This window comes from uncultured Aquimonas sp., from assembly GCF_937888285.1.
Lineage (GTDB): Bacteria > Pseudomonadota > Gammaproteobacteria > Xanthomonadales > Xanthomonadaceae > Aquimonas.
This window is the reverse complement of the sequence record NZ_CALART010000011.1, coordinates 179,857-204,930: the sequence shown is the minus strand read 5'-3', so window position 1 is coordinate 204,930 and position 25,074 is coordinate 179,857. Positions and strand designations below refer to the sequence as shown.

The window sequence follows — 25,074 nt, the reverse complement described above, 5'->3', positions numbered from 1 at the left end:
CTTCGTCTTGAGCAAGTCCAAACCGCGGCCGCGGCGCTGGCTGCGTGCCCTGCTCGGCCTCTTTCTGGTCGGCCTGCTCGCCGTCGGCGGCGGCGCCTTCTGGCTGTGGCAGCAGTACCTGGCCTTCGTCGATGCGCCGGTGGCTGGCCTGAGCGCCGAGACCGACGTGATCCTGCAGCGCGGCGACGGCCTGCGCCGCGTGCTGCAGCGCCTCGAAGGCGTCGGGCTTGAAACCGGCCGCGAGGAGCTCTGGCGCCTGCTGGCCCGCGAGATGAACGTCGGCGGGCGCATCCAGGCCGGCGAATACCGCCTGCCGGCGAACGCCACGCCGCGTGAGCTGCTGCAGCAGTTCGCCGACGGCCGCGTGCTGCAGCGCGCCTTCACCCTGGTCGAGGGCAGCAGCTTCCGCGAGCTGCGCCTGGCCTTGACCCAGGCCGAGGCGCTTGAGCAGACCCTTCCCGGGCTTGATGAGACCGAGATCATGCGCCGGCTCGATGCCGAAGGCGTGCCGGCGGAAGGCCGCTTCCTGCCCGAGACCTATTACTACACCCGCGGCATGAGCGATCTCGATGTCCTGCGCCGCGCCAAGCGCGCGATGGACCGCGTGCTCGACCGCGCCTGGGCCAATCGCCAGCCCGATCTGCCGCTGAAGTCGGCCGACGAGGCCTTGATCCTGGCCTCGATCATCGAGAAGGAAACCGGCATCGGCGGCGAGCGCCGCGAAGTCTCGGGCGTGTTCATCCGCCGCCTGCGCATCGGCATGCGCCTGCAGACCGACCCGACCGTGATCTACGGCGCTGGCGAGAGCTACCGCGGCGTCATCACCCGCACGCATCTCGACACCGATACGCCCTGGAACACCTACACCCGCGACGGCCTGCCGCCGACGCCGATCGCCATGCCGGGTCGCGCGGCGATCGAGGCCGCGGTCGATCCCGCGCCCGGCGATGCGCTGTACTTCGTGGCCAGCGGCGACGGCGGACACGTGTTCTCGCGCACCCTGCAGGAGCACAACCGCGCGGTCGCGCGCTGGCGCCAGATCGAGCGCAGCCGGAGGGCGGGGCAGTGAGCCACTGGATCACCCATCCACATTTCGTCAGCTTCGAAGGCGGCGAGGGCGCCGGCAAGAGCACGGTGATCACCGCTGCCGCGGAGTCCCTGCGCACAGCGGGCGAGACCGTTCTGCTGCTGCGCGAACCGGGCGGCACCGCCGTGGGCGAAGCCGTGCGCGCGGTGCTGCTGAACCCCGAGCTGCGCGGCCTGTGCGCCGAGAGCGAGCTGCTGCTGATGATGGCCTCGCGCGCCCAGCTGGTGCGCGAACGCATCCTGCCTGCGCTGGAGCGCGGCGAGTGGGTGCTGTGCGACCGCTTCACCGACGCCAGCTTCGCTTACCAGGGCGGCGGCCGCGGCATCGACAGCGGGCGCATCGCCGAACTCGAACGCTGGGTCGCGGGCTTGAAGCCGGGCCTGAGCTTTCTGCTCGATCTGCCGGTGGAAACCGGGCTGGCCCGCGCCGGCAGCCGCGCGGCGCCGGATCGCATCGAGGCGGAATCCATCGCTTTCTTCGAGCGCGTGCGCGCCAGCTACCGATCACGCGCCGCCGCGGAGCCGCAGCGCTGGTGCGTGCTCGATGCCAGCCGGCCGGCCGAAGCGGTCGCCGCCGCCGTGGTTCAGCGCCTGAACATCCAGCGCGAGGTGTCGCGATGAGCGCATCCAGCTTCGCGCCCTGGCAGCAGCGCGCCTTCGAACGCGTGCTGGCCAGCCATGCGTCGCAGCGGCTGGGCCACGGTCTGCTGGTCTGCGGGCCGGCGCGGTTGGGCAAGCGCGCCCTGGTCGAAGCCATCGCCGCGCGCCTGCTGTGCACCAGGGCAGCGGCAGGTGCGCCCGCCTGCGGCCAGTGCCGCAGCTGCCGGCTGCTCGCGGCTGGCACGCATCCGGATCTGCATCGCGTCAGCTTCGCCTTGAACGACAAGGGCGAGCCGCGCAGCGTGATCGTGGTCGAGCAGATGCGCGATCTGGGCGAGAAGATCAGCCTGACCGCCCAGCTCGGCGGCGCCATTGTCAGCCTGATCGATCCGGCCGATGCGCTGAACCACAACGCCGCCAACGCGCTGCTGAAGACCCTCGAAGAGCCGCAGGACGGGCGCTATCTGATCCTGGTCAGCGACGCGCCGTATCGCCTGTCCGCCACCATCCGCAGCCGCTGCCAGCGCATCGAGCTGCGCCCGCCGCCGCAGGATGAGGCCCGCGCCTGGCTGCTCGCGCAGGGCCTGCCTGCCGCGCGCGTCGAGCAGGCGCTCGCACTCAGCGATGGCCACCCCGGCGAAGCCCAGGCCCTGCTCAGCGAGGGCGGCCTCGAACTGCGCGAGGCCGTGCAGCGCGACCTCGACGCGCTCGCCGCGCGCCGCGTCGCGCTGAGCGAGACGGTCAAGGCCTGGCTGGATGACCGCCCGCAGGAGCGCCTCACCCACGCCGCTTCACTCGCGCGCGCGCGCAGCCGCGAGCGTCTGCTGGCCGGCGAAGCCGCTGCCGTGCCCGAACTCGCCGACTGGTACGACCGCGCCAACCGCGTGCGCGCCCAGCTCGACACCCCGCTCAAGGCCGATCTGCTGCTGGGTGAGCTGCTGATCGCCTGGCGCGAGCAGCGCTGAGCCAGCCCTCGACGCGTGGCTGCGCCCCTTCTGCGCAGCTCTGCTATCTTCCCGCCCAACCCGTCCCAGACCCGCGAGCCCGTCCATGCAAGCTGCCGGAATGATGCGCCAGGGCATCCTGTCGCTGGCGATCAAGGAAAAGCAGGCGCTGTACCAGGCCTACATGCCCTTCATCAAGGGCGGTGGGCTGTTCGTGCCGACGCCGAAGCGCTACAGCCTGGGCGACGAGGTGTTCATCCTGCTCAGCCTGCTGGAAGACAAGGAGCGCCTGCCGGTGGCCGGCAAGGTCATCTGGATCACCCCGGCCGGCGCCCAGGGCAACCGCGCAGCCGGTATCGGCGTGCAGTTCAACGATTCGGCCGAGGGCGAAACCGTGCGCGGCAAGATCGAAACCCTCCTTGCCGGCCTCACCGGCGGCGACAAGCCGACGCACACGATGTAGTGCCTGCGGAAGGGATTCTCGCGAGGCCGGCTGCCGCCCTTTGGCTCTCTGGCTCTTGCGAATCCCGATTCCCGATTCCCGAATCCCAGCTCCTCAGCCAAACGGCGCCACGCCGATCAGCTTGAGATGCAGGTGCAGGGCGAAGACCGCCCACAGCACGGCGCCGACGATCACGCACAGGGCGCTGCGAACGACATTGGCCGGGGCACGCACGAGGCCGGCCGCGCGATCACGGCGGCGCGCCGCGGCAAACGCGATCACCGCCCAGGCGAGAAAGCCCACCAGCAGAACAATGCCGTGCAGCCAGCCCACTGCCAGCAGGTGACCTGCCGCCCACAGCTTCACCGCCAGCAGCATCGGATGGCCGAGCCTGGCCTTGAAGTGGTTGCCCGGCACATAGGCCGCGACCAGCAGGATGAAGGCGGGCAGGGTGAACAGCGCGACCAGATGGCGGAGCCAGACCGGTGGCGACCACAGCAAGACGGGCTCGGCGCGCGCCAGCGCGTAGCCGTAGACGAGCAGCACGAATCCGCCGATGGAGACGAAGCTGTACAGGCCCTTGTAGCCGCCAGCGCCCAGCCGTGCGATCAGCTGCGCACGCGGGCCGGGCGCCAGCGCGTGCAGGCTGTGCACGCCGAGGAAAAGCAGCAGGCCTGCGAGCAGAACGGCCATCGGTAGTTCTCCGGATCAGAGGTCAGGTGCGGCCGGCGACGCAGGCCGCGACCGATGCGCTCAAGCGCCTCGGCGAGCCTGCAGCAAGGCCAGCGACAGCGCAATCTGCAGCGGCAGCAGCAGGGCAACCCACTCCAGATGCTGCTGGGGGTAGACCTGCACCTGCGCCAGCACCACCCCCGCCACGGCGATCACGGCGAGGGCATGCGCGCCGAAGCGCAGGCGACTCTCGCGCGGGCTGCGCCGCTGTCTCCACAGCTGCACGCAGGCCGGCAGCAGCAGCAGGGCCAGCGGATTGAACAGCAGCAGGTTGCGATTGGCCCAGGCCGATTCATGCGCGGTGCCGACCCACAGCAGCAGCAGGCCGAGGCCGATCAGGCCGCTCAGGCTCCAGACGGCGAGCAGCACCGCTGCGCCGCGCGGGCCACGCGCGGCGCGCGCCAGCAGCAGCGCCAGGGCGAGCCCCAGACCGAGGGCCAACCACTGCCACGGCGGCGGCGAGGGCGGCGTCAGCGGGCCACGATGCGGCAGCAGCTCGCGCTCGGCGATCACCAGCGGCTCACCGCTTGGCGTGCGGGCGTCTCGAAGCGCCTCGGCGAGGCGTGCGGGAATGAAGCTCTGCTCCCAGATCGACAGCGGGCGATCGGCATAGGGGCCCAACCCCAGATGCATGCCGAGGTGCAGCCAGGCGATGCCGGCGCCGTGGCGCAGCGCTTCGTGGCGATAGGTGACGCCCATCGAGCGCCCGTCCAGCTGCCGCTTCAGCGCGCCACCCAGGGCCGCGTCGAGCGCATCGCGCACCTTGGTCGAGCAGTTGGAGACGAAATAGTCGTAGCGGTACTCGGCGTTCTCCGGCCGCACGTGCTCGGCCAGGGCGGCGGCGAGTGACTCCGCCTGCTCCGGCTCCAGGCGCAGCCACTGCAGGCGTGCGCCGCGGCCCTCGCTGGCGTAGCTGCCCAGATCGCTGGACATCGGCAGGGCGACCGCCAGGTAGCGCATGTCGCCGCGCAGGAAGCGCGCCAGAAAGCCCGGCTGCTCGAAGTCGAAGTAGCCGAAGTTGTAGAAGATGGGCTCGCTGCCGTCGCCGCGGTCGATCAGCAGGGCGTTGTGGCCGAAGCGCGCCCAGTAGGCCTCGCCGGGGTCCATGGTCACCAGGCCGACCGCCGGCGCGGCGAGGAGCCTCGCCGGGGCCAGCGCGAGCAGCAGCAGGACGGCGAGGGCAGCGCACCAGCCGCGCAGGCGATCAGGCGGCATCCGCCAGCCGCAGTTCGAGGGTGTGCAGACGACGGCCGTCCGACTCCAGCACGCGCAGGTGGAAGCCGCCGAGCTCGAGCTCTTCGCCGACCTCGGGCAGGTGCCCCAGCGCCGCGGTGAACAGGCCGCCGATGGTGTCGTACTCCTCGTCGGAGAGTTCGGCGCCGAAGCGCTCGTTGAACTCCTCGATCGGCATCAGGGCTTCGATTTCGTAGCGGCCCTGGCCGGTCTGCTCGACGTGTTCGTCCTCGGTCGGGGCGTCGTCGTGCTCGTCGTCGATCTCGCCGACGATCTGCTCCAGCAGGTCCTCGATGGTGACGAGGCCGGCGACGCCGCCGAATTCGTCGACCACGATCGCCATGTGGTTGCGCGACTGCCGGAACTCGCGCAGCAGCACGTTGAGGCGCTTGGATTCGGGAATCAGCACGGCCGGCCGCAGCAGTTCGCGCAGCGCCGGGGGCTGGCCGGTGGCGCAGCCGCGCAGCAGATCCTTGGCCAGCAGGATGCCGAGGATCTCGTCCTTGTCCTCGCCGTGCACCGGAAAGCGCGAGTGGCCGCTTTCGACGACGGTCTGCAGCACTTCGGGCGTGGACGAGTCGACCGGTATCGATACCATCTGGCCGCGCGGGACCATGACGTCGCCCACCTGCAGGTCGGAGACCGCCATCGCGCCTTCGATCATGGCGAGACTGTCGGCGGTGAGCAGGCCCGCCGCCTGCGCCGAGCGGATTTCCTCGAGCAGGTCTTCGCGGCTGCGTGGCTCGCCCGAGAGGGCCTGGGTCAAACGACCGAACCAGGATCGGCCGGGCGAGCCGGTGGTACTGCTTGGATCTTCGGACATTGCTCTGTGAACGTCGCCCCTGGGGGGCACCGGCGCCGAGTGTATCGCAACGCGGTGAAGGGTCTTGGCGAGGGCCTTTGGCCGACGGACTCGCCAGAAGGCACAATGCCGGATCCATCGCGCTCGGGGGAGCCATGCAGCCTCGCGTTCTTGCCGCATCCTGTCTGGCCGCGCTCGGCCTCGCCTGCCCGCACAGCCTGCTTGCCCATGGGGCGGGGCCTACGGAGGTCGATCCCAAAGCCGTTCGTTACGAGGTGCTGCGGGTGGAGTCCCGCAACGAGAGCGTGATCCGCGCCCTGGCGCTGGAGCACGGCCACCTCATCGTCGACCGCGACAAAGGCGTGGTGATGTTCGATGCTCCGGCCGGCAGCCGCACCGGCCTGCTGGCCAAGGGCCTGCGGGTCTCGGTGGATCCGGTGCTGAGCGAGGCCCTGAACGCGTCGCAGGCGATCCTGCGGGCAAAGGGCATCAGCGGCTATGCCTGCTACCGCACGGTGGCCGAAACCCATGCGCGCCTGGACAGCCTGGTCGTCGCGCACCCGCAGCTGGCGCAGGTGGTCGATATCGGCCCCAGCTGGGAAGCGCAGGCCGGCATCGTCGGCGGCGGCGAGCGCATGCGCGTGCTGAAGCTCAGCAACAGCCAGATCCCGGGGCCCAAGCCGGCGCTGTTCGCGATGACTGCGGTGCATGCCCGCGAATACACCACGGCCGAACTGGGCCTGCGCTTCGCCGAGCATCTGCTGGCCGGCCATGGCGCGGATGCCGATGCGACCTGGCTGCTGGATCATCATGAGATCCACCTTCTGGTGCAGTCCAACCCCGACGGCCGCAAGCGCGCCGAGACCGGCCTGTCCTGGCGCAAGAACGCCAACCAGGGCTATTGCGGGGCGACCAGCAACGCGCGCGGCGCCGATCTCAACCGCAATTTTCCGTTCTCCTGGGGAACGGTGGCGGGGGGCTCCAGCGGTGTCGCCTGCGAGAACACCTATCGCGGCCCGACTGCAGCGTCGGAGCCGGAGACCCAGGCCATCGTCAGCTACGTCCGCGGGCTGTTCCCCGATCGTCGCGGCGATGCTCTGAGTGACCCGGCGCCCGAGGATACCCAGGGCCTGTTCCTTGATATCCACAGCTACTCGCAGCTGGTGCTCTGGCCCTGGGGCACCACCACCCAGCCCGCGCCGAACAGTGCGTCGCTGGTCGCGCTGGGGCGCCGCTTCGCCTGGTTCAACAGCTACACGCCGCAGCAGTCGGTGGGGCTGTATCCCACGGATGGCACGACCGACGATTTCGCCTATGGCGAACTGGGCGTACCCGCTTTCACCTTCGAGCTGGGCACTGCCTTCTTCCAGGACTGCGGCAGCTTCGAGAACCGGATCTATCCGGACAATCTGCAGGCTCTGCTGTATGCCGCCAAGGTGGTGCGCGAGCCCTACCGGCTGCCGTTCGGGCCCGAGGCTCGCGAGGTGCGCGTGCAGCCCGACTTGGCCGCACCCGGCGAGCCCCTGCAGCTGGTCGCGGTGCTGGACGACAGCCGCAGCAGCGTCGTCAACGGCAGCGTGCCGGTGCAGGCGATCGCTGCCGCGCATGCGTATGTCGACATCCCGCCGTGGGCCGTTGGCGCACAGGGTCTTGCCCTGCAGGCGCAGGACGGCAGCTTCAATGCCGCGGTCGAGACCGCTGTCGCCGACATCGTGGCCAGCCGCACGGGCCGTCAGCTGGTCTATGTGCAGGGCGAGGACGCCAGCGGCGCGCGCGGGCCTGTGGGTGCGGCCCTGGTGGAGGTGCGCGCCGCATCGGAACTTGCCGAGCTGCAGGGGCGAGTGAGCCGCATTGCCGACGGCGCGGCAATCGCGGGCGCGCAGGTCCGCATCGGCGGATTCAGTGCTTCAAGTGCGGCCGATGGCCGCTATGCGCGACGCGTGCCGGCCGCGGCCAGCGTGATCGAAGTCGAGGCCGTGGGCCATGAGCCCTTGCGGATCGAAGGCCTGGCCCTGCAGCCCGCCAGCCTCAATGAACGCGATCTGCAGCTGTTTGCCTACTGCCCGCTGCTGGGCATGGACGCCGAGAGCGGCGCGCAGGGCTGGACGACCGCGCGACCGAGCGGCGGCACGCCGCTGTGGAGCATCGTGCCGAGCTCGCCCCAGGGCGGCAGCCGCGCCTGGCATGACAGCCCCGGCGGCAACTATGCGAACAACGTTGACACCCAGCTGCTGTCGCCGCAGTTCAGCGTTGCGCCCTACAGCGCGCCGCGTCTGCGCCTGCGCAGCTACTGCGACACCGAGTCGGGCTGGGACTTCGGCACCGTGCAGGTGCGCCCCTCGCCAACTGCGGCCTGGGAAACCGTCTACAGCTGCAGCGGCGACGCCAGCTGGCGCAGTCTCGACCTGCCGTTGCCGCAGCTTGAGGGCGCGACCCAGGCGCAGATCCGTTTCCGCCTGACGTCGGACACCAGCCAGGTGCGCGATGGCTGGTACGTGGACGACATCGTGCTGGAAGCCGGCGGCGCTGCGTGCCGCGCCCAGCAGCAGCCAGCGGCTGTTTTCGGGGATGGCTTCGAAGTGCAGTGACGCATGAGGAGCGGCTCGGTTCGGCCGCGGCGTCTCGCGCTCAGGCTCGGGCCGGGCCGGGCAGTTCGCTGCGCCTGACCTTCACCAGCACCAGCTCGCCGCCGCCCTCCAGCTGCACGCGGCCGCCATTGCCGAACAGCAGGGCGCTGTCGCCCTGCGCCAGCTCGATGCTGAGCGCGGCCTCACGCAGCCGCGCCTGGCCGCCGGCCAGATGCAGCAGCCAGCGTTCGCCCGCGCGTGGAAAGAACAGCATGCTGCCCAGCAGCGGGCGCTGGAACAGGCGCGCCTCGACCGCTTCGGGGCGGAACATCAGGTTGATGACCTCGCAGGGCCCGTCGAGGCATTCGGCCCGGGTGTCGGCGGCGCCATCGAATCCGCACAGCGCGTAGGGCGTTTCCAGCTGCGCCGGCTCGTGGCCCTCGACGTGCAGGCGCAGGCCGCCGCCGCGCTGGTAGATCAGCTCGCGCCGATAGCCGGGAAAGCGCGAGAACGGACCATCGGCCTCGATGCGAGCCAGCGAGACGCGCCAGTCCGGTGCCTCGCCCTCGCGCCAGACCTCGCGCGTGCTGCCGCCACCATTGCGCCAGGCCTGGCGTTCGTAGCGATGGGCGGGCAGGGCGATCAGCGGCATGGGGCGGGTCCGTGGTGCGATGCCGGTGAAGTGTAGCCAGAGCCTCGCAGGCTTCGGCGAAAGCCCCGCACAGCGAAAGGCCCCGGCGCGGGGCCGGGGCCTTTCTCCTTCCCTTGGAAGTAGCCGCCGCGCGTGCCACGCGGCGGGCTCCCCCGGGCAGACACGTCCCTGTGCCCACCCGGCGACTTGCGCTGCCGGCCTCCACGCCGGGTCGCGGGGCCTTCAGCGCGCGGGGGCCGGTGCCGCCGGAGCGGCACTGACGATGATCTTGTCGCGATTCTTTTCGACCGTGGCCAGCCCGATGCCGCGCACTTCGACCAGCTGATCGGCGCTGCGGAAGGGACCGTTCTCGGTGCGATAGGCGACGATGGCTTCGGCCTTGGCCGGCCCAACGCCGGTCAGCACGGCGGACAGGGTGGCGGCATCGGCGGTATTGATGTTGACCTTGTCGCTGGCGAAGGCGCTGGTGGCCATCAGCAGGGACAGGAACAGGGCGGCGAACAGGCTGGACAGACGATTCATGACGGCATCCTCGTAATCAGGGGTGGTTGCGAAATTCCCGGCCAAGCCCCGGGATGGCCCGGCGCGTCGGCCGGTGGAAACAGTCTCCGCCTCGACCCGCGCCGGTGGCATCGGCGATCCCCGCGCCCGCGCCTGCGAAATCACGCCGGTGAAGGGTCGGAGTTTTCCTACCCGTGTCGGCTCACTTTGGCGGCTGCGGCTAAACTCACGGGCCGCGGCCATCGGTTCACACCGGCCGCCCACGATTTTCGATTCGAGGAACCGCCATGGACCCGCAGCAGGCCGAACGCTTCGTCAATGAACTCTGGGACGACGAGATCGTCGGCCAGCTGGTCGAGTACATCCGCATCCCCAACAAGTCGCCGATGTTCGACGCCGACTGGGTCAGGCACGGCTACATGGAGGACGCGGTCACCCTGATGGAGGCCTGGGCGCGCCGGCAGCCGGTGCGCGGCATGCAGATCGAGGTGGTACGCCTGCCCGGCCGCACGCCGCTGATCTTCATCGAGATCGAAGGCAGCGACGCCGGCAACCCCGACACCGTGCTGCTCTACGGCCACCTCGACAAGCAGCCGGAAATGACCGGCTGGGCCGACGACCTCGGCCCCTGGAAGCCGGTCATCAAGGGCGACAAGCTCTACGGCCGCGGCGGCGCCGACGATGGTTACGCGCTCTACGGCTCGCTCACCGCCATCCGCGCGCTGCAGGAGCAGGGCCTGCCGCACAGCCGCTGCGTCATCCTCATCGAGGCCTGCGAGGAATCGGGCAGCTACGACCTGCCCTACTACGTCGACCACCTGGCCGCGCGCATCGGCAAGCCCTCGCTGGTGGTGTGCCTGGATTCGGGCTGCGCCAACTACGACCAGCTCTGGTGCACCACCTCGCTGCGCGGCCTGGCCGGCGGCAACCTCAAGGTCAGCGTGCTGGAGGAAGGCGTGCACTCGGGCGATGCCTCGGGTGTCGTGCCGTCCAGCTTCCGCATCCTGCGTCAGCTGCTCTCAAGGCTGGAGGACGAGGTGACCGGCCGCATCCGCGCCGAGGACCTGTTCGTCGAGATCCCGGCCGAGCGCATCGAGCAGGCCAAGCGCGCGGCGAGCGTGCTCGATCGCGAGATCTGGGCCAAGTTCCCCTTCCTGCCCGGCATGTCGCCGATGCACAGCGAGCTGCACGAGCTGGTGCTCAACCGCACCTGGCGTCCAGCGCTGTCGGTCACCGGCGTCGACGGCATGCCGCCGCTGTCGAACGCTGGCAACGTGCTGCGCCCGCATACCGCCGTGAAGCTTTCCCTGCGCCTGCCGCCCACGCTGGATGGCGACAAGGCCGGCAAGGCGCTGCGCAAACTGCTGCTCGACAATCCGCCCTACGGTGCCCGCGTCGAGTTCGAATTGGAGAAGAGCAGCACCGGCTGGAATGCGCCCAGCCAGTCGCACTGGCTGAACCACGCCATCGAGCACGCCTCGCAGGCGGCCTTCGGCAAGCCGGCCATGTACATGGGCGAGGGCGGCACGATTCCGTTCATGGGCATGCTCGGCGAGAAGTTCCCCGGCGCGCAGTTCATGATTACCGGCGTGCTGGGTCCGCACTCGAATGCGCACGGCCCGAACGAATTCCTGCACATCCCCACCGGCAAGCGTGTGACCACGGCAGTGGCGCATGTGATCGCCGAGCACTACGAGGCCAGCGCGCGCGGCGAGACCACCCAGGTCGGCGTGGCCGCGGGCGACACCCGCTTTGGCGATCACGGCTGCTGTTGAGGCATGCTGCGGCACCCGGCGGCCCAAGGCCGCCGGTCAACTCCAAACACTCGAACGAGGTGAGGCATGAGCATCCTTTGGACCCTGCTGATCGGCTTTGTGGTAGGCCTGGTGGCCCGCTTCCTCAAGCCGGGCCGGCAGAAGCTGGGCTTCATCCTGACGACGGTGCTTGGCATCGTCGGCGCCTTCGTCGGCAGCTTCCTCGGCCAGACCCTGGGCCTGTACCAGCCGGGCGAGGCCGCAGGCTTCATCATGTCGGTCATCGGCGCGATCATCGTGCTGGCGATCTGGGGCCTCGTCAGCAAGAGCAAGTAAGGCCATGAAGATCCGACAGATCGTCCTCACGCTCCCGCTGGTGACGGCGCTGGTGGCCTGCGGGCCCGCCGACAGCCCGCCCCCCGCATCCAACCCTGACAAGGCGACCGCCGTGGCCACTGAACCTGCGGCGCCAGCGGGCGCTGGGACGGCAACCGCCCTGCCGCAGCAGCTCGAAGCCCGGCGTTCGTGGACGCTGGCGGGTGCCAGCGACGCCAGCCTGCAGTCGGTGGCCGAGGCCGCCGGCATCTTCATCGAGGTGCAGGAGGGCCGCCTTGTCGGCTACGCCGGCTGCAACCGCTTCAGCGCCCCGCTGACGCGCGGCGAGGGCACGGCGATCCAGCTGGGTGCCGCGGTCGCCACCAAGCGCGCCTGCGTCTCCGATGCCCTCAACGCCGCCGAGCAGCGCTTTCTTGAGACGCTGACGGCGGTCCGCCGCTTCGAGCTCAGCGAGAAGGGCCTGAGTCTCAGCACCGCCGATGGCGCCAGCCTGTCCTTCACCGCCGGCCGCCCGGGCGGCAGCGAAGGCGAGGCCTCGCAGGCCGAGGGCACATGAGCCGCCGCATCCAGCAGCGCCGCTCGCGCATCCACGGCAACGGCGTGTTCGCCGCCGCCGACATCGCGGCCGGTACGCGCCTGGTCGAGTACAAGGGTCTGCGTCGCACCCACGAGGACGCCGATGCGCTTTACGGCGACAGCCTCGACACCGGCCACACCTTCCTGTTCACCTTGAACGACGACTACCTGATCGACGCCAATGTCGACGGCAACGTCGCCCGCTGGATCAACCACAGCTGCGCGCCGAACTGCCAGGCCGTGCTGGAGGAAGACCCCAAGGGCAATCCGCAGCGCGATCGCGTCTTCATCGAAAGCCTGCGCGAACTCAAAGCCGGCGAAGAGCTGACCTACAACTACGGCATCCGCCTGTCGGTGCCGCACACCGCCAAGCTCAAGAAGCAGTGGGCCTGCCGCTGCGGCGCGCCCGAGTGCACGGGGACGATGCTGCAGCCGAAGGGCTGATTCGCGTAGGCCTCGCGCGCCCTGCTGCGCGAGGACCCCTCACAGCTCGATGTGATCCACCCCGCGGCAGGCGTCCAGCGTATCCAGCACCGCCTGCAGCGCCGGTGTGACCGCTTCGGCGTGCAGGCGTTCGCGCTCCAGGCCTTCGATGTGGCCGAACAGGGCCTGGCGCAGGGCGTCGAGGCCGAACACGCGCTGCAGCAGGTCCGCCAGCAGGCGCTCGAACTCGCCGGGCGTGGGGCTGATCCGCAGCTGCTCGAACAGGGTGGACAGTGCCGCGAACAGCGGCAGCGCTTCCGCGCCGAGGCCGTGGTCTTCCGGCCGGTAGTCGAGGTGGGCGCGTTCGGCGTCAGTCCAGATCCGGTAGGACAGCCGCGCCAGCGAGTGGTACAGCGGGCCGTCGCTGATCAGTGCCACCAGCAGGCGTCCGCGATGGGCCAGCACGCTGCCGGCGGCGCTGGTCCATTCGCCGCTGCGGAGGAAATCGGTGAGCTTCAGCTGTTCGGCGAAGGGCGCGGCCTGCAGCTGGTCGAAGATCAGCAGGCTGCGCTCGCTTTCAGAAAACGCACAGGCCTCGGTGATGCAGCGCTCGAAGGCGGGCAGGGGAGCCTCAGGCGGCGCGAGGCTGCCATCCTCCAGCTGCACGGGCAGCAACACGGGGGCAGGCTCGATCTGGCTGAAGTCGTGATAGAGCACGTGCGGATACTCAAGCGCCGCGCCCAGGGCGTTGGCGAAGGCGGTCTTGCGCCGTCCGGCGCTGCCGTCCACATGCAGGCAGCGCACATGATCGATCTTCGCGGCGAACAGGCAGTCCAGCGCGAAGCCGTAGTCGGTATTGCTTTCGAAGCCGTGCAGGGCCAGCGAGCGGCGCAGGTTCATGGCGATCGGAGCGTTCGCGCGACGCCCGCGGAATGGGGCGGCGCGAGTCTAGCAATTGCCGCCTCGCTCGCTGCTTCGTATCGGCTGCGCCTTCAGGAAGCCCTGCCGAGCGGAGCCCACCCGTGGCTCAGCGCCCCAGGTCGGCTTCGAGCACCGCCGCCAGCAGCGCGGCGGCCATGCGCATTTGCGCTTCGGCGAGCGGTCGGCTGCGCTCGACGTAGCTGCGGTCGATGAAGCGCTTCTCGGGATAGATGCCTGCGGACTCGATCAGCGCGCAGGACTGCTCGGCCCAGCGCGCAGCGGCACCCCGGCCGACGCCGCCGTGCTCGGGCAGCGGCTCGCGCGTCAGGTGCTGGACCAGGGCGGGGCGGTCCAGCTCCAGGGTGTCGACCAGCAGGCCGTCCCACAGCGCGTGCAGGTTCGAGCCCATGCGGTTGAAGCGGATCTGGGTGTCGTTGCCGCCGCGGTCGAAACCGTAGCCGGCATGCAGCGGCTGGTGGATGTCGCCGACGAAGTGGGTCACGAACTTGAGCGCCTCGATGCGCTGCTGGCGCGGGCTGGAGGCATTCCTCAACACCGCACGCTGGGCCTCGAGCGCGGCGACGATGCACTGGCCGTCGGCGCAGTCGCGCCGGGGCCGATAGCGGCAGTCGCCCTGCGGGAAGTTGACGAAATGCCAGCGTCCGGTGTGGCGCCAGGCGTCCTCGCTGCGCACTTCATCCGGCCAGGTCGAGACCGCCGCCAGCGTGTTCGAGGGTTCGTCTTTCAGCAGTTCCCGCACGGCCGCCAAGGTCGGCGCCGAGAGCTGCTGTTCGGCCAGTTCGCCGATGGTCTGGTGGCCCTTGAAGCTCCAGGCGCCCGCCGGTGGCGCGGCCGCGAGCGCGACCAGCAGCAGGGCGGCGATTGCATGAGGCTTGGGCAACATCGGGGTTCTTCGAAGCGCGGGCGCGACAGTCTGACAGGACAGGTCCATCACGACTGCAACAGTCGGTGAACTCCGGACAGATCCCCGAGCACCTGTGCTGCGCCGGGTCGCGCGGAGGTGGCTGGCGACCACTCGATGAGCCTTGGCGCGCGAGGCCGTGAACCCGGAGCCGCGGCCCAATCCATCGCAGCGTGAAGAGAGCGAGCGCGCGGCGGCTGCCCTCAATCGAAATGTGAGGGCCCGCGCACTACACTAGCGCGCTTGGCCGGGCCTGCCCGGCTGCTTTCCCGCCACTGGCATCCATGCCCTCACGAGGATTCGAGCAATGACGATCAAGGTCGCGATCAACGGTTATGGCCGCATCGGCCGCAATGTGCTGCGCGCGCTGTACGAGGCCAAGCGCACCAATGAGATCCAGATCGTCGCGATCAACGACCTGGGCGATGCCGAGACCAATGCCCACCTGACCCAGTACGACACCGCCCACGGCCGCTTCCCGGGCGAGGTCTCGGTGGACGGCGGCGACCTGATCGTCAACGGCGATCGCATCAAGGTGTTCGCCGAGCGCGACCCGTCCAAGCTGCCCTGGGGCGCGCACGGCGTCGACGTGGTGTTCGAGTGCACCGGCCTGTTCACCACCAAGGCCAAGGCCAGCGCCCACATCGCGGGCGGCGCCAAGAAGGTGATCATTTCCGCCCCCGGCGGCAGCGATGTCGACGGCACCTTCGTGTTCGGCGTCAACCATGACCAGCTGAAGGCCTCGCACGAAGTCATCAGCAACGCCAGCTGCACCACCAACTGCCTGGCCCCGCTGGCCAAGGTGCTGCACGACGTGGTCGGCATCGAGCACGGCCTGATGACCACCATCCACGCCTACACCAATGACCAGGTGCTGACCGACGTCTACCACTCGGACCTGCGTCGTGCGCGTTCGGCCACCATGAGCCAGATCCCGACCAAGACCGGTGCCGCTGCGGCGGTCGGCCTGGTGCTGCCGGAGTTGAACGGCAAGCTGGACGGCTTCGCCATGCGCGTGCCGACCATCAACGTCTCGGTGGTCGACCTGTCCTTCGTCGCCAAGCGCGCGACCAGCAAGGAGGAGATCGACAGCGCCGTGCGCGCCGCCGCCGAGGGCCCGCTGAAGGGCATCCTGGGCATCAACACCAAGCCGCTGGTCAGCGTCGACTTCAACCACAACCCGCACAGCTCGGTCTATGACGCCACCCAGACCCGCGTCATGCAGGGCACCCTGGTCAAGGTGCTCTCCTGGTACGACAACGAGTGGGGCTTCTCCAACCGCATGTTGGACATGGCCATCGCCCTGATGGCGGCCAAGTAAGCACCTGCAAGCACCGAACGGACCCGCGAACGCCCACCCCGAGCGGTGGGCGTTCGCGTATCTGCGGCGCACTTGGACGCGCGCAGAAGGGGTGACTTGCGATAGTGCGGTCCGTGCAGGTCTTGGCTCCGTCATGGGAGAAGGCCGCCTCCGCGAAACCAGCTTCCTGCCTCGGCACCTCGTGGGCTTCACTCCCCAGGGCCTGCTGTTTGCAGGAGCGAGCTTGCCCGCGACCCGCTGTGGCGAGAGTGGGCGCTGGCCGCGGTCGCCTGCAAGCAGGCTCCTGCAGTGAGCGCGAGCAGACGACTGCAGGTCTCTGAGAACAGCCGCGCCGCGCTGCAACGCTGGGATGCTCCCAGTTGAAGCCGTGCGGGGCTGCGAATCCCAAATCCCAAATCACGAATCCCGGCTCTCAGCCATGAAGAAATTCCTGATCATCGCCGTCGGTGTGCTGATGCTGGTCGTGATCGGCCTTGAGCCGGTCCTGCGCAGCTTCCGCTACGACATCGAAACCGCGCGGCTTGATGCCGCGCCCGAGACTGGCCGCTTCTCCCGCAGCGTCAGCTGCTGGTTTGGAGACGGCTGGCTGGAGCGCAGCGAATGCGCCTGGCTGTATCCGAGCACGCAGGGCGAAGCGATGACCGCGCTGCCGCTGGTGATCCTCCGCCGCGGGCTGTTCACGCGCTCGGACACGGCGACGGTCTATCTCAGCGGCGGCCCCGGTGGTTCGAGCTATCTGTACGAAGAGGCCATGCCCTGGTGGCGCGACTGGATGCAGCAGCGCATGGGGCTCGATCACGACCTCGTGCTCTACGACCAGCGCGGCAGCGGCTATGCGACGCCGCGGCTGGCCTGCCCCGAGTTCGACACGCGCTCGCGCCAGCTGATCCTGGAGGGCGCCTCGATCGATGCCCAGTGGGAAGAGACCGTGCCGCTGCTGGAGGCCTGCGCAGCGGCGGTGCCGGAGAGCGAACGCCGCGAGGGCCTGTACTCCACCGCCACCGCGGCGCAGGACCTGCGTGAGCTGGTGCGCGCCCTGCGCGAGGAGTTCGGCTACCGCGAGGTGCATCTCTACGGCGTGTCCTACGGCACGCGTCTCGCCCAGGTCGCACTGACCGAACCGATCGAGGGCGTCGGCCGCGTGGTTCTGGATGGCTTCTATCCGGCCGGGCTGGAGCTGATGGGCCGCTTCGCCGACGACTATGCGCAGGTGCTCGCCGCCGCACAGACGCAGTGCGAAGGGCAGGGCGGCTGTACGGGCGGCAGCCTGCGCAGCCTGCTGGCGCAGGCGCTTGAGCGGCTCTCCGCCCAGCCTGTGGAACTTGCGCTGCCCGCCTTCGAGGAGGCCGCGGCCACGGCCGGCGCGCAGCCTGAGCGGCTAGGCCTCACGCCCGAAAACCTGTTCGCCCTGGTCGAAGCCCAGCTCACCTTCGGCCTGCCCGTGGCCGAGCTGCATGGCCTGCTGCAGCAGGCCGCGCGCGGTGAGTTCGATGCGCGTTGGGAAGAGCTCGCCGCCGACTGGGTCTACACCCTCGACGATCCCGAGTTCAGCACGCTGGCTCTGATGCTGATCGAATGCCGCGACAACCCGCCGCTGCGCCGCGAGACCGTGGCCGCTGCCATCGAGGCCCATCCCGACTGGGCGGCGCTGCTGTACACGCCTGAGATCGCCTACGCGCAGTGCGGCCGACTCGGCGTGCGCCCGCAGCCGCTGCGCGCCAGCGTGATCCGCCAGCCCACCCTGCTGCTGGCCGCCGAATTCGACCCGCGCACGCCGACCGTTCCGGCGCTGGAACAGTCACAGGCCTTTACCCAGCTGCAGACCCTGGTGCTGCCGCGCAGCGGGCACAGCATGACCGACCTCGATGACTGCGCCGCGGCGGCGGCGGGAGCGTTTCTGAATCGGGGGGCTGCGCCGCCGGAGCGGTGTGCGGTCGCGCCTTGATTGAAGTTGACTCCGACGGCCGTCATACCCAGCCCGAGCCCGAAGCGGGGCCTATTTCCCATGGTTCGGTGGCTTGAGTCGTGCGACAGCTATTCCGTAGGTTGGCGCCGAGCGCAGCGAGGCCCAACGCCGCGGCGCTCGAACATTCCGCCCAACAATGAGCGCACCGTGCTGGATGCGGTCGACGGCTCCGGCGAGGGCGTTGCGTGCGATGTTGGGCCGCGCTGTGCTTGGCCCAACCTACGGGGAACGAAGCCCGGCTCCCCTTGTGAGGGAGGGGGCGGTGGGGGGCGCGTTCGCTCAGGGGTCTGAAAGGGCCTCAAAGATTTGAAGCCGTGACTCGCCCCGCGCATCCAGAACCGCGAGTCCCAGCCCTCAAACCTTCCCGCGCACAAAGCCCTCGACTTCGGCCAAGGCCGCCGCCAGCGCCGGGCCATCCTCGCCGCCGCCTTGGGCCATGTCGGGGCGGCCGCCGCCCTTGCCGTTGATCTTGGCGGCGACGAAGGACACCACGTCGCCGGCCTTGACCTTGCCCATCGCGGCGCCTGACACGCCGGCGGCCAGCGAGGCTTTGCCCTCGCTGCCGGTGGCGAGCAGGATCACGGCGTCGACGAGCTTGTTCTTCAGCACATCGACCGAATCGCGCAGGGCCTTGGCGTCGAGGCCGTCGAGGCGCGCGGCCACCAGCTTGAAGCCGCCGAGGTCGATGGCGCTGTCGGCCAGCTCCAGCGCGGCGTTCGCGGCCGATTTGGCCTTCATCTGTTCCAGGGTCTTCTCCAGCTGCTTCTGGCGGTCCAGCAGCTGCCGCAGCTTGGCGCCGACCTCGGCCTTGGACGCACCGACCAGTTCGGCGATCTCGCCGAGGCGCTGCTCCTCCTCGCGCACATACGCCAGCGCGCCTTCGCCAGTCACGGCTTCGATGCGGCGCACGCCGGCGGCCACGCCGCCCTCGGAAAGGATCTTGAACAGGCCGATGTCGCCGGTGCGCTGGACGTGGGTGCCGCCGCAGAGCTCGGTGGAGAAGTCGCCCATGCGCAGCACGCGCACGCGGTCGCCGTACTTCTCGCCGAACAGGGCCATGGCGCCGAAGTCCAGCGCCTCCTGCATGCCCATGTGGTGCACTTCGGCGGCCACGTTGCGGCGCACTTCGGCGTTGACCATGTCTTCGATGGTCTTCAGCTCCTCGGCGCTGAGCGCCTGGAAGTGGCTGAAGTCGAAGCGCAGGCGGTCGGGTGCGACCAGCGAGCCCTTCTGCTGCACATGGGTGCCGAGCACCTCGCGCAGCGCAGCGTGCAGCAGGTGGGTGGCGCTGTGGTTGAGCACGGTCGACTGCCGGCGCGCCGAATCCACGCGCGCGGTCAGCACCTCGCCGACCTTGAGGGTGCCGCTGCTGACGTGGCCGACATGGCCGTGGAAGACCCCGGCCAGCTTCTGGGTGTCGCGCACTTCGAAGCGGGCGCTGACGGCGCTGAGCTGGCCGTGGTCGCCGACCTGGCCGCCGCTCTCGGCATAGAACGGCGTGCGGTCGAGAATCAGGATGCCGTGCTCGCCTTCGTTCAGGGCCTGCACGGACGCGCCCTCGCGCAGCAGGGCGATGATCTTGAGCTGCCCGCTCTCGAGATCTTCGTAGCCGATGAACTCGGTCGGCGACAGGCTGGCGACCACATCGGCCGAGAGCGTGCCGGCGGAGGCGAACTTGCTGGCCGCGCGCGCCTGCTCGCGCTGCTTCTCCATCGCCGCCTCGAAGCCGGCCATGTCGACGCCCATGCCGCGCTCGCGCGCCATATCAGCGGTGAGGTCGACAGGAAAACCATACGTGTCGTAGAGGCGGAAGGCGTCGGCGCCGGGGATCTCGCCGCTGCTGCGGGCCGCGACCTCGTCGAAGATCCGCATGCCCTGGTCCAGCGTCTCGGCGAAGCGCTCCTCCTCGGCGCGCAGCGCGGCCTCGACCGTCGCCTGCTTCTCGCGCAGGTCGGGGTAGGCCTCGCCCATCTGCTCGACCAGGGCCGCGACCATCTTGTGGAAGAAGCTGCCGCGCACGCCCAGCATCCAGCCGTGGCGCAGTGCGCGGCGGATGATCCGGCGCAGCACGTAGCCGCGGCCCTCATTACTGGGCAGCACGCCGTCGACGATCAGGAAGCTGCAGGCGCGGATGTGGTCGGCGATCACACGCAGCGACTTGTTCTCGAGATCCTGGGTGTTCGTAAGCTCGGCCGCTCGGCGGATCAGGGCCTGGAACAGGTCGATCTCGTAGTTCGAGTGCACGTGCTGCAGCACCGCGGCCAGACGCTCCAGGCCCATGCCGGTGTCGACGCAGGGCGCCGGCAGCGGCACCAGCGTGCCGTCGGGCTGACGGTCGAACTGCATGAACACGTTGTTCCAGATCTCGATGTAGCGGTCGCCGTCTTCATCGGGGCTGCCCGGGGGGCCGCCGGCGATGTGCGCGCCGTGGTCGTAGAAGATCTCGGTGCAGGGGCCGCAGGGACCGGTGTCGGCCATCTGCCAGAAGTTGTCCGAGGCATACGGCGCGCCCTTGTTGTCGCCGATGCGGATGATGCGGTCCTCGGGCACGCCGGCGACATCGCGCCAGATCGCGAAGGCCTCGTCGTCGGTGTGGTAGACGGTGACCAGCAGCTTTTCTTTCGGCAGCTTCCAGACCTCGGTCAGCAGCTCCCAGGCATAGGCAATGGCGTCGCGCTTGAAGTAATCGCCGAAGCTGAAGTTGCCCAGCATCTCGAAGAAGGTGTGGTGGCGGGCGGTATAGCCGACCTGATCGAGGTCGTTGTGCTTGCCGCCGGCGCGCACGCAGCGCTGGCTGGAGACCGCGCGCTTGTAGCTGCGCTTCTCGCCGCCGAGGAACACGTCCTTGAACTGCACCATGCCGGCATTGGTGAACAGCAGGGTGGGATCGTTGCCCGGCACCAGCGAGCTGGACGCCACCACGGCGTGGCCCTTGGACTTGAAGAAATCGAGGAAGTCCTGGCGGATCTGGTTGCTGGTTTTCATGGGGGCGGGCGGCGGGCACAGGGCGGGCGAAGGACCCGGAATGATGCCGCATGCTGCGCTGCGGTGCCATGCAGGTGGCGGGCGCAAAGCCGTGTATCCCGTAGCGCTGACGCGGCGGTGCCGGGACTGGGCCAGGACCGTCGCCCGTGCCTTGCCCGCTGGCGGGCGAGACGCGGCGCGAGCCTGTCGTGCGGCGCTGCCACGGCGGGCGCGTTGCCGGACGCCTCAGGGCGTGCAGGGAGGCGAGTGGAGACGCTCAAAAGCAAAGGCCGGGCAGTGGGCCCGGCCTTTGCGGTGCTGCGGTGGCGCTGGCTCAGAAGCCGCGGCCGATGGACGGATCGAGCTTGCTGAGGGCCTCACCGGCAGAGGTGGCGCCGGTGCGGTCGAGGTCGTCACGGGTGTAGACGCGGCCCGGCGAGCTGCAGCTGCCGCGCTGGCGCTTGATGCGGCTGGCGGTGGCGTCGGGGCAGAAGCGGTCGAGGCGGGCAGTGCGGGTGTCGGTTTCCGATGCGGCCACTGCGTTGGCCGAGTCTTCGGCTTCGGCCGGTGCGGGTGCGGGCTCGGCGGCGCGCAGGCTGCCGGCGGCCAGCAGCAGGGAAACGGCGGAAGCAAGGATCAGTGAGCGGTTCATGCGGAGTTCCTCCACGGGTAAAGATCGCGTCAGCTGACGAAGCTGCGCCCGGGCGCCGGCGAGGTCAAGTGCCGCGTCTCGATTCCAGGCCTGCGCACAGGCAGGCATTGCGGCGGCGCTCAGCTTGATGAACATGCCGTGCGCAGGTCGCGGGTCAGCTGGACCGCCGCAGGGTCAGCTCGGCCAGGGCTTCGAGTTCCGGCGCTGGCTGCGGCAGGCGAGCCAGCGCGGCGCGCATGGCTTCGCCCTGCTCCTCCAGCGCGGCGCGCGCGCCCTCCACGCCCAGCAGGGCAGGGTAGGTGGGCTTGCCCTGCTCGGCGTCCTTGCCAGGCGTCTTGCCCAGCGCTTCCGCGCTGCCTTCGATGTCGAGCAGGTCGTCGCGGATCTGGAAGGCGAGGCCCAGGGCCGATGCATAGGCATCCAGCGTCGCCAGCGTGGCGGCATCGGCGCCGGCGCAGAGCGCGCCCATACGCACCGCCGCGCGGATCAGCGCGCCGGTCTTCAGCGCGTGCATGCGCTTCAGCTGTTCGAGGCTCTGTTCGCCGCCGGTGACGGCGAGGTCCAAGGCCTGTCCGCCGCACATGCCGGCCGCACCACTCGCGCGGGCCAGCGTGGCCAGCAGCTCGACGCGGATGGCGGCGTCCAGCGGTGCCTGTGCCAGCACCTCGAAGGCCAGCGTCTGCAGCGCGTCGCCAGCGAGGATGGCGGTGGCTTCGTCAAAGGCGATGTGCGCCGTCGGTCGGCCGCGGCGCAGGCTGTCGTCGTCCATCGCCGGCAGGTCGTCGTGCACCAGCGAATAGGCGTGGATGAACTCCACCGCGGCAGCAGCGTGATCGAGCGCGCGTTCGCCGGCCCCGCAGCTCAGGCCGCTGGCGTAGACCAGCAGCGGCCGCATGCGCTTGCCGCCGCCGAGGCTGGCGTAGCGCATGGCTTCATGCAGCCGGCGCGGCTCTGCGGAGGCATCGGGCAGAAGGGCTGCAAGGACGGTTTCGCTGCGTTCCGCCCAGGCGCGCAGACGCGCCTCAGGGCGCATCGGGCGTGAACGGTTGGGCGCTGGCCGGATCTTCCGGGTCGCTGAGCAGACGCACGCGCAGCTCGGCCTGGTCCAGCGCGGTCTGGCAGTTGCGGAACAGGGCGATGCCGCGCTCGTAGGCCTGCAGCGATTCATCGAGGCTCAAATCGCCCTTCTCCAGCCGCTGCACCAGACTTTCCAGTTCGTCGAGCGAACGTTCGAAGCCGGCGACGGCGCTGCCGTCGGTCGCGGCGGCGGAGGCGGGAGCGGTGGGATCGGGCGTCGACATGCGCGGCAGTGTGCCGAAGCCCCGCGAGCGCGGTCAATGTGAGGAAAGTCGAGGGCGTGGTCTCAAATGTCGCGCGCGGCGAGATCGTCGACGCCGGCGACGCGCTGCAGGCCGAAGGGCCCCAGCCAGCGCAGGCACAGGCCGTGGCCGATCAGCGCGTCGCGGAAGTCCTCGCGCTGCAGCAGATCGGCGACCGCGATCAGCTCGCCCTCGGCACTCCACAGAAAGGGCAGATGCGGTCGCTGCCATGGCGGCACGCCCAGGGCCTGCAGCAGGGTCTTCACGCACTGGCTGGGCCGCGTCGGCGACAGCCGGATGCGCTCACCGCCCTGGCGTGCGCGGATGCGCAGCGGCCGCGGCAGTCGCGCATCGGGCTGGACCTCGCCCACGCCATTGCAGAGCGCCAGCGCATGGCCGTCTGGCAGCGCCAGCGGGCTTGCGCCGTCCCATTCGAGGTCTAAGTCCGCGGGCAGCGGTCGCAACCCGGGCAGCAGATGCAGCGCGTCACGCCACGCGCGCAGACGATGCCCGCGCCAGCGCGCTTCGGCTTCGCTGTCACCGCGTGCCTGCAGCAGCTCGCGCTCGATCTGCGCAAGCACGCTGGGTGGCGGCAGCGCACAGCCCAGCGACTGCAGCCAGACGCGCAGCACGCGCGCCCGGCGTGTGGGCTCCCAGCGGCGCAGTACGGCGAGATCCAGCACGCGCGGGTCGAGCTGCTGCGCGCGCGCGAGGTCGATGGCGTCGAGCGATGCAAGCCGCGCATCCGCCTGCGCGCTAAACCTCGCCGACAGTGCCAGCGACTCCGCCGCCTGCGGCCAGCGCTGGCGCAGCAGGGACAGCACGGCATGGCGCAGGAAGTTGCGGTCGTGGCGCGGGTCCAGGTTGCTGGGGTCGTCGATCCAGCGCAGGCCGCGCGCGCGGGCGTAGTGTTCGAGCGCGCTGCGTGGCGTCGCCAGCAGCGGTCGCCACAGCCAGCCGGCTCCGAAGCTGCGCAAGGCTCGCATGCCGCCCAGGCCGCGCTCGCCGGCGCCGCGCAGGGCGCGCAACAGGAAGGTCTCGGCCTGGTCGTCCTGGTGGTGGGCCATCACCAGCACCTCGCCCGGCCGCAGCGCGGCCTGCAGCGCGGCGTGGCGGGCACGGCGCGCACGTTCCTCCAGGCCGCTGCCGTCGCCGGGGATATCCACACGCAGAAGGCCGACGTCGAGGCCAAGCCCGAGGGCTTCGCGATGGCAGTGCTCCGCCCAGCGCGCCGAATCCGCATGCAGGCCGTGGTCGACATGCAGGACGCGCAGCCCGCGCGCGCGCGCCCACTTGGCTTCGGCCAGGAGCTGCAGCAGCACGCGTGAATCCAGCCCACCGCTGAAGGCCACGGCAAGGCCTGCTTCGGGCGGCAGGGCGCCGGCATCAAGCGGGAGGGTGTGGGTGTCGGGCATGCGCGGCATGGTAGCGAAGCGCGGCACGGGCGCCTGTCGGTATGCGCCTGGTCAGTAGCTGCGGGAGCATCCGTCCCCACGGGCCACGGGCCACGGGCCACGGGCTCCCCGAGCGCGGCCGTGGACGGAGGCCAGCGGTCAGTCCGTCGACGGAGTGAAGACCTGCGATCACGATCGCCGTCGCCCCCGCGAAGGCGGGGGCCCAGATGCCCTGCCTTGTAGACTCACATGCCCATCCCGGACACGACGAAGTTCAAGCCGCAGCGCGACGACGCCTGCAGGCCTTCGTTCGCGCGACGCTCCTCATTCCCTGCAGGCCCCTCATGCGTGCATCGCCCTACATCGTCGCCGTCACCGGCGGCATCGCCTCCGGCAAGTCGGCCGTGACCGCGCGCTTCGAGCAGCTCGGCGTGCCGGTGATCGACGCCGACCTGATCGCCCGCGAGCTGGTCGAGCCCGGCGAGGCCGCGCTGGGCGAGATCGTGCAGCGCTTCGGTGCCGGCGTGCTTGATGCCGAGGGCCGGCTGGACCGGCGTCAGCTGCGCCAGCACATCTTCAGCGATGCCGGGGCGCGTGGGGATCTCGAAGCCATCCTGCATCCGCGCATCCGCGAACGCATGCGCGCGCGCGCGCGCGCCGCGGCTGCGCCCTACGTGGTGCTGGCGATCCCGCTGCTGACGGCCGGTAGCCGCTACCCCTTCATCGACCGCGTGCTGGTGGTGGATGTGCCCGAAGCCCAGCAGATCGAACGGCTGACGCGGCGCGACGGCGTCGACGAAACCGGCGCGCGTGCCGCGCTGGCGGCGCAGATCGGTCGGACAGAGCGGCGGGCGCTGGCGGACGACGTGGTCGACAACAGCGGCAGCCTGGCATCGCTGGCCGCGGCGGTCGATGCGCTGCATGCGCGCTATCTGGACCTGGCCGCGGCGCGCTGAACGCGCAGGTG

24 protein-coding genes are annotated in these 25,074 nt (G+C 70.1%); 12 read left to right on the top strand and 12 right to left on the bottom strand.

Features of this window, described 5'->3' with window-relative positions:
• The first annotated feature begins 7 nt into the window (after window positions 1-7).
• The 4 genes from mltG to Q0654_RS03215 all read left to right on the top strand — a co-directional run bounded on the left by mltG (window position 8) and on the right by Q0654_RS03215 (window position 3,093).
• Window positions 8-1,069, top strand: coding sequence for an endolytic transglycosylase MltG (mltG, locus tag Q0654_RS03230; protein ID WP_298850421.1), 1,062 nt, complete (start codon window positions 8-10; stop codon window positions 1,067-1,069).
• Window positions 1,066-1,707 carry a dTMP kinase gene (gene tmk, locus Q0654_RS03225; protein ID WP_298850420.1) on the top strand — a complete coding sequence of 214 codons (642 nt, stop codon included), beginning with the start codon at window positions 1,066-1,068 and terminating at the stop codon, window positions 1,705-1,707. The genes mltG and tmk overlap by 4 nt, the downstream gene beginning before the upstream one ends.
• Entirely contained in the window at window positions 1,704-2,651 is a 948-nt protein-coding gene (gene holB, locus Q0654_RS03220) for a DNA polymerase III subunit delta' (protein WP_298850419.1), read from the top strand. Before tmk ends, holB begins: the two co-directional genes overlap by 4 nt.
• 85 nt (window positions 2,652-2,736) lie before the next feature.
• Window positions 2,737-3,093, top strand: coding sequence for a PilZ domain-containing protein (locus tag Q0654_RS03215; protein ID WP_298850418.1), 357 nt, complete (start codon window positions 2,737-2,739; stop codon window positions 3,091-3,093).
• Window positions 3,094-3,186: 93 nt separating this feature from the next.
• Here the strand turns inward: Q0654_RS03215 and Q0654_RS03210 are convergent, their stop codons facing one another.
• Genes Q0654_RS03210 through Q0654_RS03200 form a run of 3 tightly spaced genes read right to left on the bottom strand, consistent with a single transcriptional unit; the run spans window position 3,187 to window position 5,860 of the window.
• Window positions 3,187-3,765 (bottom strand): NnrU family protein, encoded by a 579-nt coding sequence (locus Q0654_RS03210; protein ID WP_298850416.1) that lies wholly within the window; start codon window positions 3,763-3,765, stop codon window positions 3,187-3,189.
• Window positions 3,766-3,825: 60 nt separating this feature from the next.
• Window positions 3,826-5,019 carry a DUF4105 domain-containing protein gene (locus Q0654_RS03205; RefSeq protein WP_298850414.1) on the bottom strand — a complete coding sequence of 398 codons (1,194 nt, stop codon included), beginning with the start codon at window positions 5,017-5,019 and terminating at the stop codon, window positions 3,826-3,828.
• Entirely contained in the window at window positions 5,009-5,860 is an 852-nt protein-coding gene (locus Q0654_RS03200; protein WP_298850412.1) for a transporter associated domain-containing protein, read from the bottom strand. The genes Q0654_RS03205 and Q0654_RS03200 overlap by 11 nt, the downstream gene beginning before the upstream one ends.
• A 134-nt stretch (window positions 5,861-5,994) precedes the next feature.
• Here Q0654_RS03200 and Q0654_RS03195 point away from each other — a divergent pair, with 134 nt between their 5' ends.
• The gene (locus tag Q0654_RS03195) at window positions 5,995-8,427 is read left to right on the top strand and encodes a M14 family zinc carboxypeptidase (protein ID WP_298850410.1); all 2,433 of its coding nucleotides are present in this window, start codon (window positions 5,995-5,997) and stop codon (window positions 8,425-8,427) included.
• 40 nt (window positions 8,428-8,467) lie between these two features.
• Here the strand turns inward: Q0654_RS03195 and Q0654_RS03190 are convergent, their stop codons facing one another.
• On the bottom strand, window positions 8,468-9,058 hold the full coding sequence (locus Q0654_RS03190; RefSeq protein ID WP_298850408.1) for a HutD family protein: 591 nt from the start codon (window positions 9,056-9,058) through the stop codon (window positions 8,468-8,470).
• 222 nt (window positions 9,059-9,280) lie between these two features.
• Window positions 9,281-9,580: a ComEA family DNA-binding protein gene (locus tag Q0654_RS03185; RefSeq protein WP_298850406.1), complete on the bottom strand. Its 300-nt coding sequence runs from the start codon at window positions 9,578-9,580 to the stop codon at window positions 9,281-9,283.
• Between the two features lie 266 nt (window positions 9,581-9,846).
• Here Q0654_RS03185 and Q0654_RS03180 point away from each other — a divergent pair, with 266 nt between their 5' ends.
• The 4 genes from Q0654_RS03180 (at window position 9,847) to Q0654_RS03165 (ending at window position 12,669) form a co-directional block, all read left to right on the top strand.
• Window positions 9,847-11,334: a M20 family metallopeptidase gene (locus Q0654_RS03180; protein ID WP_298850404.1), complete on the top strand. Its 1,488-nt coding sequence runs from the start codon at window positions 9,847-9,849 to the stop codon at window positions 11,332-11,334.
• Between the two features lie 66 nt (window positions 11,335-11,400).
• The gene (locus Q0654_RS03175; protein ID WP_298850400.1) at window positions 11,401-11,649 is read left to right on the top strand and encodes a GlsB/YeaQ/YmgE family stress response membrane protein; all 249 of its coding nucleotides are present in this window, start codon (window positions 11,401-11,403) and stop codon (window positions 11,647-11,649) included.
• Between the two features lie 4 nt (window positions 11,650-11,653).
• Window positions 11,654-12,205, top strand: coding sequence for an META domain-containing protein (locus tag Q0654_RS03170; protein ID WP_298850398.1), 552 nt, complete (start codon window positions 11,654-11,656; stop codon window positions 12,203-12,205).
• Window positions 12,202-12,669, top strand: a complete 468-nt coding sequence (locus Q0654_RS03165) for an SET domain-containing protein-lysine N-methyltransferase (RefSeq protein ID WP_298850396.1) — start codon at window positions 12,202-12,204, stop codon at window positions 12,667-12,669. Before Q0654_RS03170 ends, Q0654_RS03165 begins: the two co-directional genes overlap by 4 nt.
• A 39-nt stretch (window positions 12,670-12,708) precedes the next feature.
• On the opposite strand, the gene Q0654_RS03160 is transcribed toward Q0654_RS03165, so the two are convergent.
• Window positions 12,709-13,548, bottom strand: a complete 840-nt coding sequence (locus tag Q0654_RS03160; RefSeq protein WP_298850394.1) for a hypothetical protein — start codon at window positions 13,546-13,548, stop codon at window positions 12,709-12,711.
• A 127-nt stretch (window positions 13,549-13,675) separates the two neighbouring features.
• The gene (locus Q0654_RS03155) at window positions 13,676-14,473 is read right to left on the bottom strand and encodes a S1/P1 nuclease (RefSeq protein ID WP_298850390.1); all 798 of its coding nucleotides are present in this window, start codon (window positions 14,471-14,473) and stop codon (window positions 13,676-13,678) included.
• A gap of 325 nt (window positions 14,474-14,798) precedes the next feature.
• Between Q0654_RS03155 and gap the strand changes: the two genes are divergently transcribed.
• Window positions 14,799-15,812, top strand: a complete 1,014-nt coding sequence (gap, locus tag Q0654_RS03150; RefSeq protein ID WP_298850387.1) for a type I glyceraldehyde-3-phosphate dehydrogenase — start codon at window positions 14,799-14,801, stop codon at window positions 15,810-15,812.
• A gap of 418 nt (window positions 15,813-16,230) precedes the next feature.
• Window positions 16,231-17,757 carry an alpha/beta fold hydrolase gene (locus tag Q0654_RS03145; RefSeq protein ID WP_298850386.1) on the top strand — a complete coding sequence of 509 codons (1,527 nt, stop codon included), beginning with the start codon at window positions 16,231-16,233 and terminating at the stop codon, window positions 17,755-17,757.
• Between the two features lie 375 nt (window positions 17,758-18,132).
• Here the strand turns inward: Q0654_RS03145 and alaS are convergent, their stop codons facing one another.
• The 5 genes from alaS to tilS all read right to left on the bottom strand — a co-directional run bounded on the left by alaS (window position 18,133) and on the right by tilS (window position 24,128).
• Window positions 18,133-20,763 (bottom strand): alanine--tRNA ligase, encoded by a 2,631-nt coding sequence (gene alaS, locus Q0654_RS03140; RefSeq protein ID WP_298850385.1) that lies wholly within the window; start codon window positions 20,761-20,763, stop codon window positions 18,133-18,135.
• A gap of 313 nt (window positions 20,764-21,076) precedes the next feature.
• Window positions 21,077-21,394: a hypothetical protein gene (locus Q0654_RS03135; RefSeq protein WP_298850383.1), complete on the bottom strand. Its 318-nt coding sequence runs from the start codon at window positions 21,392-21,394 to the stop codon at window positions 21,077-21,079.
• Between the two features lie 154 nt (window positions 21,395-21,548).
• Window positions 21,549-22,427 carry a polyprenyl synthetase family protein gene (locus Q0654_RS03130; protein ID WP_298850381.1) on the bottom strand — a complete coding sequence of 293 codons (879 nt, stop codon included), beginning with the start codon at window positions 22,425-22,427 and terminating at the stop codon, window positions 21,549-21,551.
• Complete coding sequence (locus tag Q0654_RS03125; protein ID WP_298850378.1) at window positions 22,417-22,695, bottom strand: exodeoxyribonuclease VII small subunit; 279 nt, start codon at window positions 22,693-22,695, stop codon at window positions 22,417-22,419. The genes Q0654_RS03130 and Q0654_RS03125 overlap by 11 nt, the downstream gene beginning before the upstream one ends.
• Window positions 22,696-22,757: 62 nt before the next feature.
• Window positions 22,758-24,128 carry a tRNA lysidine(34) synthetase TilS gene (gene tilS / locus Q0654_RS03120; RefSeq protein ID WP_298850376.1) on the bottom strand — a complete coding sequence of 457 codons (1,371 nt, stop codon included), beginning with the start codon at window positions 24,126-24,128 and terminating at the stop codon, window positions 22,758-22,760.
• Window positions 24,129-24,451: 323 nt separating this feature from the next.
• Here tilS and coaE point away from each other — a divergent pair, with 323 nt between their 5' ends.
• A complete protein-coding gene (coaE, locus tag Q0654_RS03115; RefSeq protein WP_298850374.1) occupies window positions 24,452-25,063 on the top strand; it encodes a dephospho-CoA kinase in 612 nt (203 codons plus the stop codon).
• The last annotated feature ends 11 nt before the right edge of the window (window positions 25,064-25,074 follow it).